This window comes from Clostridium sp. C8 (genome assembly GCF_001010885.1).
Classification (GTDB): Bacteria; Bacillota; Clostridia; order Clostridiales; family Clostridiaceae; genus Clostridium; species Clostridium sartagoforme.
The window spans coordinates 1-10,943 of record NZ_LBMX01000112.1; the positions used below are offsets into that span (position 1 = coordinate 1).

Consider the following 10,943-nt stretch of genomic DNA (forward strand, 5'->3'; position numbering starts at 1 on the left):
TACAATATTATACTAACACCACTAAATACGGGTGATATGGAAAGTGAGCTGATGCTTTCTATCCTTTCTGGATTTGTTGCAGAAGAGTCTGCATCTATTTCACAAAACTCAACATGGTCCATTCAAAAGAGATTTCAAAACGGCAGTTATGTCGGTACGCCACCGTATGGATATTCCAAGGCGGATGGCAAGATGTTTATAGTTTCAGATGAAGCTGAAATCATCAAACGTATTTTTTCTGAATTCCTATCTGGAAAAGGTAGCAGTACCATAGCAAGAGGTTTGAACAAAGATAAGATTCCTGCTAAACGAGGGAATCACTGGAGTTCAGGCACGATCATTGACATGCTTAGAAATGAAAAATATATGGGTGATGTTTTGCTGCAAAAGACTTACACCGATAGTAACTACAATCGCCATCCAAATGCAGGTGAAAAAGACCAGTACTATTACAAGGACAATCATGAACCTATTATAAGTAGAGAAGATTTTGCTAAGGCACAAGATCTCATTGATGAAAGAGCCAAGATGAAGTGTAAGGGCGTGAAAAAGAACGTTTATCTTAATCGATATGCTTTAAGTGGCAAGATTGTCTGTGGAGAGTGTAGTCGCAATTTCAGGAGAAAGACAAACTACTCAGTTGGTAGGAGTTACATTGCTTGGAGTTGCATCGGTCATATCGAAGACAAAGAGAGCTGTTCCATGTTGTTCTTGCGAGATGGAGAAATAAAAGCTACATTTACCACCATGATGAACAAGCTTGCTTTCAGTCATAAGTTAATCCTAGAGCCACTTTTCAAATCAATTAGCCAAATCGATGAAGAAAGCGACCGTGAAAGAATGGATGCTATTGATAAGCGAATAGAGCAACTCATGGAAGAACGCAACACCCTTATTACACTGATGGTCAAAGGTTTCCTTGAGCCAGCTCTTTTTAATCAGGAACGTAATGTCTTGGATAGTGAGATAAAAAATCTTACAACTGAAAAAACAAACCTGGTAACGAACTCTACGAGTGGGGTTTTACGAGCAAACGATATAAAGGACCTCATTGATTACGTGTCAGCAGATAATTTTAATGGTGACTACACAGAAGAATTATTTGAAGAATTTGTAGAGAACATCATTGTAAATTCCAGGGATGAGCTGACATTCAATTTGAAATGCGGTCTTTCCCTGAAAGAAAAGGTGGTGAGATAAATGGCATATATTCCATATGGATACAAAATTCAAGATGGAGAGGTTACTGTCGATGAAAAGGCAGCAGGTCAAGTAAAGGTATTCTTTGAGAAATACATATCAGGACTATCCCTTACAGTGGCTGGCGAACAGGCAGGTATTGATAAGACACACTCTGTGATGGGACGCATTTTGAAAAACGTCAACTACCTTGGAAATGATACGTATCCAGCAATTATTGATAAAGAGATATTTGATAAAGCTGAAGAAGTTAGAGATAAACGTGCAAAGGATTTAGGCCGAGTAGTAGAGCTTGCCGCTTTCACCTCTCCTCTACCCAAAGAACGATTCAAAATGAAAAAGGCAGATAATAAGATGCCAGTGGATCCTTTTGCAAAGGCAGAATACTTATACAGTTTGATAGAAAGCGAGGAATAATGTGGCAGAGAAAAATATAATGGTTATTCCTGCTCGTAAAAGAGTGGGAAGTACGGCCGCAAAAGAAAAGATAAAGAAACTTCGTGTTGCCGCCTATTGCCGTGTTTCTACAGAAACAGAAGAACAAAATTCTAGCTATGAGGTTCAGGTCGCACACTATACAGAGTTTATAAAGAAAAATAATGAATGGGAGTTTGCTGGCATCTTTGCAGATGATGGTATCTCCGGTACAAACACTAAAAAGCGTGACGAATTTAATCGTATGATTGCAGAGTGTATGGATGGTAACATCGACATGGTTATTACTAAATCCATCAGCCGATTTGCACGTAACACCCTAGACTGCCTTCAATATATTAGACAACTCAAGGATAAGAACATATCCGTTTATTTTGAAAAAGAGAACATCAACACCATGGATGCCAAAGGTGAGGTTTTGCTGACTATTATGGCATCTTTGGCACAACAGGAAAGCCAGAGCCTTTCACAAAACGTTAAGCTTGGGATACAGTACCGATACCAACAAGGAAAGGTACAGGTCAACCATAAGCGATTTATGGGCTACACCAAAGATGAAGATGGAAATTTAATCATTGTTCCCGAAGAAGCTGAGATTATCAAACGCATCTACCGAGAATACCTTGAAGGTCAGAGTCTAGTGGGTATTGGTCGAGGTCTTGAAAAGGATGGTATTTTAACAGCAGCAGGAAAACCACGATGGCGGCCAGAATCAGTTAAAAAAATCCTCCAAAATGAAAAATACATCGGAGATGCCCTTCTGCAAAAGACTGTCACAGTAGATTTTCTGACCAAGAAACGAGTGAAAAATGAAGGGCATGTTCCCCAATATTATGTTGAAAATAGCCATGAATCGATTATTCCCAAAGAATTATACTTGCAAGTTCAGGAGGAAATTCATCGAAGAAGCAATATCTACACGGGAGCAGGCAAGAACAAACGCATTTATAGTAGCAAGTACGCTTTAAGTGCCATTACCTTCTGTGGAGAATGTGGCGATATTTATAGGAGAACCTATTGGAATATTCACGGCAGAAAAGAATTTGTCTGGCGATGCGTGACTAGAATCGAGCAAGGTCCTGAAGTTTGTAAGAACCGAACCGTAAAAGAAGATGAACTCTATGGTGCTGTAATGACCGCAATTAATAAGCTGCTTGCAGGTGGCAACAACATGATAAAGACCCTGGAAGAGAACATTCATGCTGTGATTGGTGAAACGACAGAATACCAAATTTCAGAGATTAACAACTTACTGGAGGAAAAGCAAAAAGAACTCATCAAGCTGGCCAATAAAGGTAAAGATTATGAACATCTAGCAGATGAGATTGATGAGCTGAGAGACAAGCGACAGCTCCTTTTAGTAGAAGATGCCTCCCTCAGTGGCGAGAACGAGCAAATCAATGAGCTGATTGAATTTATCCGCAAGAACAAATTCCGTACCTTAGAGTACGATGATAAGCTTGTAAGGAAGATAATCCAGAGCGTTACAGTCTATGAAGAACACTTCGTCATATCCTTTAAATCTGGTATTGAAATGGAAATATGAAAACCAGAAATAAATAGCCCATGACTCTAAATATAATCATGTGATGCTAGTATAGCTCCATGGTTTAGAAATATAAAAGGTTATATTTCATAAACGTTTCACAAAAGACGTGTAAGATATTAATTAAAGTAGTTATAAACTGCTATTTTGTAAAAAGTAAAGGAGAAAATATATGAAAAAATAGTATCAGGAGGAGTATGCATATTACTTACGTAATGTTTGAGCTTAAGTGCATTCATTAGTTGAGGTAGATGTAATAAGTTTGTCAAAAGAATATAGATCCAGTTGAAAATTATAATCATCTAGAATGGATCAGATGAGGACAATGTAAAAATGCTTGTTCAATGGATGCAATTAGTTATGGATTAAGAAAATAGAGAGGAGTAGTTAGGAACGTGATAAAAAATGCACTAGCATATATTACAAGAACGAGAAACAGAAGTTTAATAATTTTTATCATATTAACTATAGTTCTTTCTTGCTTGTACTCTTGTTTAACAATAATGAAATCAAGCAATGAAATAGAAAAGGCTTTATATGAAAGTTCTAATTCTTCAATATCAATAACAAAAAAAGATAGTCAATATTTTAATGTTAATCAATTTAAAGATATTGAAAAATTAAAAGAAATTGAAGAAATAATAATTCAATTTGATGCATTAGCAAAATTAAAAGATGCTAAAGTAGTTAGCGGAGAACAAAGAATAAATAGAGAAGATTTATCTGACGAATTTAAGAATGTTGTCTCACTCGAAGCTACAAATAATACTAAAAGAAATATTTTATTTAGTAGTGGAGTATTTACAATTAAAGAAGGTAAAAATATAGAAGAAAATGATAAGAACTCAATTATTGTTCATGAAGAATTTGCTAAACAAAACAATCTAAAATTAGGTGATGAAGTTGATCTTGAATTACTAGATATTGAAAAAAGTGGGACAATAGAAAGTCATAAATTTAAAATTATAGGAATCTTTTCTGGTAAAAAACAGGAAACATATACAGGACTATCTTCTGATTTTAGTGAAAATATGGTTTTTGTAGATTATTCAACAAGCCAAGAGATATTAAATAAATCAGAAGATAATAAAATTGCAAATAAAATATTAATGTATTCTGCTAGTTTAGAATCTACAGACTTAGCCTTAAACAAATTGAAAGAGCTTAAAATTGATGAGTCAAAGTATTCCGTTGAGAAAGATAATAATGCTTTTGAAGAGTCTTTAGAGTCAGTGAGCGGAATAAAACATATTATAAAAATAATGACATATTCCATCATGTTAGGTGGGATGATTGTTCTTTCATTAATCTTGATTTTATGGTTAAGAGAAAGAATATATGAAATAGGTATATTTTTATCTATTGGAACATCTAAGCTACAAATTATAATGCAATTTATATTTGAGTTAATATTCATATCTATACCAAGTATAATATCGTGCTTATTTTTAGGAAATGTACTACTAAAAGTAATTGTAGATGGATTCATTAACTCAGAGAACTCAATGATTTCCGGTGGAAGTTTAATAAATAATAGTAGTTTTATGTTAAATATAACAACACTTGGACAAAGTTATTTAATATTAATAAGTATTATTGTTTTATCAGTTGTATTTGCTTCTTCATTAATATTAATCAAGAAGCCTAAAGAAATATTATCAAAAATAAGTTAGGAGGAAATAATGGATATGTTAGAAATAAAGAATGTAGCATATAGTTATGCAAATTCTAAAGAAAAAGTTTTGTCAGGAGTAAATCAAAAATTTGAACTTGGGAAGTTTTATGCGATAGTAGGAAAGTCAGGAACAGGAAAATCTACACTTCTTTCCTTACTTGCTGGACTTGATAAACCTCAAACAGGAAAAATATTGTTTAAGAATGAAGATATACAAAAAAAAGGATATAGTAATCATAGAAAAAATAATATATCTTTAGTATTTCAAAACTATAATTTAATAGATTATTTATCACCAATTGAAAATATTAGATTAGTAAATAAATCAGCAGATGAAAGTATCTTGTTTGAACTAGGTTTAGATAAAAAACAAATAAAAAGAAATGTTATGAAATTATCTGGTGGACAGCAACAAAGAGTAGCTATTGCTAGAGCATTGGTATCAGATGCTCCAATAATACTAGCTGATGAGCCTACTGGTAATCTAGACAGTGTTACTGCTGGAGAAATAATTAATATATTAAAGACATTAGCTAAAGATAGAAATAAATGTGTAATAGTTGTAACACATAGTAAGGAAGTAGCAGATTCTGCGGATATCATTTTAGAACTAAGTGGTAAAAAGTTGAAAAAAGTAAATAAAATGAATTTGGAGGTTGAATAATGATAAAAAATGCATTTGCTTATGTAACTAGAAAAAGCTTAAAATCATTAATTATTATATTAGTTATTTTATCTATGTCAACTTTAAGTCTCATTAGTTTATCTATTAAAGATGCTACGGACAGAGCTTCAAAAGAAACATTTGCTAATATAACAAATAGTTTTTCTATGGAGATAAATAGACAAGTAAATCCAGGAACACCTAGAGGTGGGGGAAATGTAAAAGGTGAAGATATTAAAAAGATATCTCAAACAGATAGTATAGACTCCTATGTAAAAAGAATAAACAGTGTTGCAGATTTAGTTGATTATGATATTATTGAAACTCAAGAGACTCTTGCGAATCAATCACCTGAAAGAGCAAAGAATTTTAAAAGAACAGTTATGTTAACTGGGGTCAACGACTCATCAAAAGAAATAAAATTTGTATCAGAAGCATATAAATTAGTAGAAGGAAAGCATTTAGAAAATGAAGATAAAAATAAAATCTTAATGCATAAAGATTTAGCTGAAAAAAATAATCTTAAAGTTGGAGATAAGATAAAAATAAAATCTAATTTATTTGATGCTGATAATGAGAAAGGTGCAGATGAAACAGTAGAAGTAGAAATTAAAGGTCTATTCGATGGGCATAATAGTGGTGGAGTAAGTGCAGCACAAGAACTATACGAAAATACATTAATCACTGATGTTCATACAGCTGCTAAAGTTTATGGTAATACAGAAGATACAGCTGTATACCAAGATGCAACATTCTTTGTAAAAGGTGATGAGAATCTTGATAGTGTAATAAAAGATCTTGGGAAATTAGATATAAATTGGAGAGAATATAATTTGATTAAAAGTTCATCAAATTACCCTGCATTACAACAATCTATATCAGGTATCTATTCAATTTCAAATAAATTATTTGTTGGCTCATTAATATTTGCAGGAGTTGTAGTTTCATTATTACTATTCTTATGGATGAATGCTAGAAAGAAAGAAATAGCAGTATTACTATCATTAGGTATATCAAAATTAGAAATTTTTGGTCAATTCCTAATTGAGATGGTATTTATATCAATCCCCGCATTCGTTGGTTCTTATTTCTTAGCTCAATATACAGCTGATAAGCTTGGGAATAATATATTGAATAAGGTTACTGGTGATATAGCTAAACAAATAGCTAGACAATCTGCATCTAGCCAATTAGGTGGTGGGGCAGAAGCTGAAGGATTTAACAAGACATTATCAAGTTTAGATATAAATGTATTACCTAAATTCATAATTTATGTAGTTATATTTATGAGTTTAGTACTTCTTGTATCATTGATTATTTCTTCATTCAATATATTAAGAAGGAATCCAAAAGAATTATTAATTGACAATAATTAAAATTTTCGGTGCTTTTTTGCACCGAAAATTTTTTGATTTTTAAATATCAAATAATATGCTGTATAATATAAGTGTATAGGCTTAAGTGGAGGTATATATGAAAATATTAACTGTTGAAGATGATAATATGATAAGAGAGGGAATAAGTGAATATCTTTCAGAATTTGGATATACTGTTATTCAAGCTAAAGATGGAAGAGAAGCCTTGTCAAAATTTAATAGCGATATAAATTTGGTTATCTTAGACATTCAGATACCTTTTATAAATGGTTTAGAAGTATTGAAAGAAGTTAGAAAGAGAAGCAATTTACCAATTCTAATCTTGACTGCATTTAGTGATGAAGAATATAAAATTGATGCATTTACTAATTTAGTAGACGGATATGTAGAAAAGCCATTTTCATTGCCGGTTTTAAAGGCGAGAATAGATTCTTTAATTAAGAAGAATTACGGACATTTAGAGAAGTTTGAATATAAGGATCTATCGGTTAATTTTAATAGTTATACAGCTAAAATTAATGGTGAAGAAATAGATGTAAATGCAAAAGAACTAGAAGTATTAAAATGTTTATTGGATAATGATGGACAAGTGTTATCAAGGATGCAAATTATTGATTATGTATGGAAAGATAGTGAAGAAATTCCTTATGATCGAGTAATAGATGTATATATAAAAGAACTTAGAAAAAAATTAAAATTAGACTGTATAACTACTATAAGAAATGTAGGATATAAATTGGAGAGACAATGAAAAAATTAAGAATATTTCCCAAAATGTTCATACAAATATTTTCTGTTCTTGGAATAATAATTATACTAGTTCATTTATTAGTTTTTCTAATCTTTCCTAGAACTTATTTGGAGGCAAGAAAAGAAACGATTCATAAAATGGCAAATGACGTTTCAAGTAGTATGGATGGAAAAGAAATAAAATATATAGAACAAACTTTGGATCTTTTTTCTAAGAGTAGTGAAATAAACGCATTTATAAAAGGAAATAATAATAAGAATGAAATACAAATCAAAAACAATGTAAATGTTAATTTAGAAAGTGATAGTAATTCTTTGATAATTGAAGAAAGAGAAATAGAGCTTGATGATGGTAAAAAAACAACTCTACTATTTGTTTCTACAGCTGATATGCAAAAAGATGCTAAAGATTTAAGCCTTAAATTTTTACCATATTCTTTATTAATATCAACTTTATTTTCTACTGTTATTTCTTTAATTTATGCAAAATTAATAAAAAATAATATACAAGAAATAAAAGTTGTCACTGATAAAATGATGAAACTTGATAAAAGAATGCGTTTAGAAGTTAGCTCTAATGATGAAGTTGGAGAATTAAAACAACAAATTAATGATTTGTATTCAACTTTATTGAGAACAATTGACGATTTGGAATTTAAAAATAAAGAAATTTTAAAATTAGAAAAGTTAAAATATGACTTTTTCAAAGGTGCATCACATGAACTCAAAACTCCTCTTGCTAGTCTTAAAATAATACTGGAAAACATGAAATATAATATTGGAAAATATAAAGAAAGAGATATTTATATTAACGAATGCATTAAAATCGTTGATAGCTTAACAAAAAATATTTCTCAAATATTATCAGTTCATACTATAGAAAATTTGAATAATGATAAAGAATACTTGAAAATAAATGATACATTAGAAGACGTATTAAAAAAGTATGAAATATTAGCAAATCAAAAGAAAATAACTGTCAATAAATATATATTAGATGAGAATGTTTATATAGGAAAAACAGCTTTAAAGATTATTCTATCTAATTTGATTAGTAATGCTGTAAAATATACTGAAGTAAATGGAGTAATTAATATAGGGATAGTTAATGATTGGTTATATATAGAAAATTCATACGGTAATAATAAAGTGTCGAATATGGATAAAATATTTGAAGTTAAATTTGATTTAAATAAGGAAAATAGTAATGGATTAGGTTTATATATAGTAAGTAATATTCTGAATAATTATAATATAGAATATAAAGCATCGCAGGATGAAGAGTTTTTTATCTTTAAAATTAGAATATTTTCTTAAATAATATATAACTTTGCCATAGTTATTGGAAAATGGAGACTTATTATTAGTCATGTAAGTAAAGAATATTTCATTAATGAATTGGCATATTAAATAATTTGTTTAATTTAGTTTTTGGACTTTTCTTTGGCACAAGAATTCCCCTGTTAATTTTTTATTATCAGTAGGAGATTTTACAATTTTTAAACAAAATTATTTGAAATAGCAGAAACAATCAGAGAAGATGAACTTCACCAAGCAATAGTACAAGCTATCAATGAAGTGCTGGGAAACAAAGGAGATTACCTGAATATTTTAATAGAAAATATTGAAACAGTTTTGAATGAAAATGCGGATAAACCAACAACTGATATTGATGAAAAGTTAGAAGGACTTCAAATGGAACTGCTTAGGCTTGCAAACTCAAAAGAAGATTACGAGGATGTAGCAGAAGAAATATACAGGTTGCGGGAACTGAAGCAGGAGGTCATGATAAAAAATGCAGCACGAGAGGGACTCAGGCAACGAATCGAAGAAATGACAAAGTTTTTAAAAGAACAACCGCAGAAACTTGAAGTGTATGACGATTTACTTGTGAGGCGATTGATTGATAGGATTACGGTCGATCAAAGGCTTCTAACAATCGAATTCAAGTCTGGAATCGAGATTAAAAAAGAACTTTGAAGTAAATATTTAATGGGCTCATGTCAAATATGGCATGGGCTATTTCAATTTGACTAGACAAACATATTACTTATAATAAAAGATGATATGAACGTATTGTGATGTTGAGCTGTTCCTACGTACTTCATGATATTTGGATTTCGTAAAAAGAAATATTTCAAAATCGCTCAATAAGAATTGGACTATAGATAAAATTTAATTCACATATACCTTGAAAGGAGTGGATTTTATGGGAGAATGGGCAAGGCCTAACGACTTTTTTGTTGCTTGTAGATTAACCAGTTCAAAATATGCTGATTCCTTTTTAGATACCGGATCAATTAAATTCAACACCCCCCAATCGTGGATTGATTATTCCAAAAAATATGGGGATGGCCGGGGAGATGGATATGAAGGAACACTGGCTTTTTGTGATAGTTTCGATTTTGAACGTATGTCGGAATTGATTGGAAAATATGAATCAAGCTGTGTTTTGAATCCTAATACTAGACCATTACATAAGGAAATAAGAGAGGGACGATTATTTCTAAAGGATAAAAGAAGTTTAAAGCTACCCTGTTTTTGTGTGTACATATTGAAAAACAGCATGTTTCCTTGTCCTGATAGTGCGGGGAAACATAGGATATCCACGGAAATCCCAACTTCATATTTCAGAGACTTCTCGGATAATTTATTTCCGGAAGAAGTTAAAAGGCTACCATTAGAAGACCAACCGGCATTGATAACTATTTTTAACTTTAATGAATTTAAGAATAGATTGTATAAATCATTAAGATATCTCGGTTTGGAAGATACTGAAATATTAATTAAGGATGTATCATATTTTGATTTTGAAAAATACGGTACAAATGGGTGGATGGATTTCAATAGAAATTACCCTGAAGAATTATTAGTGAAAAATATACGATTTAAAGAGCAAGGCGAAGCACGTGTTATAATTAAGACTAAAAAAGAGGATATTATTAAGCGTCTAATCGAGTCTCCAATAGAATTAGGATGCATGAGAGACATAGCAAAAGTTCATAAAGGTTATTTAGATCAAGGTGTGCATGTTGAAATGACGATTGATACATATGAAAAATAGATTTAGATATTTTATTTATATCGACATGTTCCCACGAACGTACAAAATTGTCGATATGTTCCCGCATACGACCGTTTCACTAAAAATCGCAAATACATCAATTCTATCAACTCGTCCCAGCAGTATATGTGATGAATCTATACTTTGATTGATATGTTCCCTCAAACGAAAGGATATGTTGGATATGTTCCCAAATACGAACGTAGATATATTGGTGTTAGTATAATATTGTA

Annotated in this window: 10 protein-coding genes; all 10 read left to right on the top strand. The window is 31.1% G+C overall.

Annotated elements, in window-relative coordinates; genetic code table 11:
* Positions 1 to 1,200, top strand: a 1,200-nt coding sequence (locus AAT22_RS18290) for a recombinase family protein (RefSeq protein ID WP_047002309.1), incomplete at its 5' end; no start/stop codon positions are given.
* Positions 1,201 to 1,617 carry a recombinase gene (locus AAT22_RS18295; protein ID WP_047002310.1) on the top strand — a complete coding sequence of 139 codons (417 nt, stop codon included), beginning with the start codon at positions 1,201 to 1,203 and terminating at the stop codon, positions 1,615 to 1,617.
* A gap of 19 nt (positions 1,618 to 1,636) precedes the next feature.
* Positions 1,637 to 3,181, top strand: coding sequence for a recombinase family protein (locus tag AAT22_RS18300; protein WP_047002318.1), 1,545 nt, complete (start codon positions 1,637 to 1,639; stop codon positions 3,179 to 3,181).
* 395 nt (positions 3,182 to 3,576) lie between these two features.
* Entirely contained in the window at positions 3,577 to 4,854 is a 1,278-nt protein-coding gene (locus tag AAT22_RS18305) for an ABC transporter permease (protein ID WP_047002311.1), read from the top strand.
* A gap of 9 nt (positions 4,855 to 4,863) precedes the next feature.
* Positions 4,864 to 5,520: an ABC transporter ATP-binding protein gene (locus AAT22_RS18310; protein WP_047002312.1), complete on the top strand. Its 657-nt coding sequence runs from the start codon at positions 4,864 to 4,866 to the stop codon at positions 5,518 to 5,520.
* Complete coding sequence (locus AAT22_RS18315) at positions 5,520 to 6,896, top strand: ABC transporter permease (protein WP_047002313.1); 1,377 nt, start codon at positions 5,520 to 5,522, stop codon at positions 6,894 to 6,896. The genes AAT22_RS18310 and AAT22_RS18315 overlap by 1 nt, the downstream gene beginning before the upstream one ends.
* 97 nt (positions 6,897 to 6,993) lie before the next feature.
* Positions 6,994 to 7,647: a response regulator transcription factor gene (locus AAT22_RS18320; RefSeq protein WP_047002314.1), complete on the top strand. Its 654-nt coding sequence runs from the start codon at positions 6,994 to 6,996 to the stop codon at positions 7,645 to 7,647.
* Positions 7,644 to 8,963 (top strand): HAMP domain-containing sensor histidine kinase, encoded by a 1,320-nt coding sequence (locus AAT22_RS18325; protein WP_047002315.1) that lies wholly within the window; start codon positions 7,644 to 7,646, stop codon positions 8,961 to 8,963. Before AAT22_RS18320 ends, AAT22_RS18325 begins: the two co-directional genes overlap by 4 nt.
* 261 nt (positions 8,964 to 9,224) lie before the next feature.
* Complete coding sequence (locus AAT22_RS18330; protein WP_047002316.1) at positions 9,225 to 9,626, top strand: hypothetical protein; 402 nt, start codon at positions 9,225 to 9,227, stop codon at positions 9,624 to 9,626.
* Positions 9,627 to 9,855: 229 nt separating this feature from the next.
* Positions 9,856 to 10,710: a hypothetical protein gene (locus AAT22_RS18335; protein WP_047002317.1), complete on the top strand. Its 855-nt coding sequence runs from the start codon at positions 9,856 to 9,858 to the stop codon at positions 10,708 to 10,710.
* The last annotated feature ends 233 nt before the right edge of the window (positions 10,711 to 10,943 follow it).

Excerpts from the sequence above, each read along its gene's own strand:
- AAT22_RS18335 (WP_047002317.1), top strand. The coding sequence starts at position 9,856 with ATGGGAGAATGGGCAAGGCCTAACGACTTTTTTGTTGCTTGTAGATTA.
- AAT22_RS18315 (WP_047002313.1), top strand. The coding sequence starts at position 5,520 with ATGATAAAAAATGCATTTGCTTATGTAACTAGAAAAAGCTTAAAATCA.
- AAT22_RS18295 (WP_047002310.1), top strand. The coding sequence starts at position 1,201 with ATGGCATATATTCCATATGGATACAAAATTCAAGATGGAGAGGTTACT.
- AAT22_RS18300 (WP_047002318.1), top strand. The coding sequence starts at position 1,637 with ATGGTTATTCCTGCTCGTAAAAGAGTGGGAAGTACGGCCGCAAAAGAA.
- AAT22_RS18320 (WP_047002314.1), top strand. The coding sequence starts at position 6,994 with ATGAAAATATTAACTGTTGAAGATGATAATATGATAAGAGAGGGAATA.
- AAT22_RS18325 (WP_047002315.1), top strand. The coding sequence starts at position 7,644 with ATGAAAAAATTAAGAATATTTCCCAAAATGTTCATACAAATATTTTCT.
- AAT22_RS18310 (WP_047002312.1), top strand. The coding sequence starts at position 4,864 with ATGGATATGTTAGAAATAAAGAATGTAGCATATAGTTATGCAAATTCT.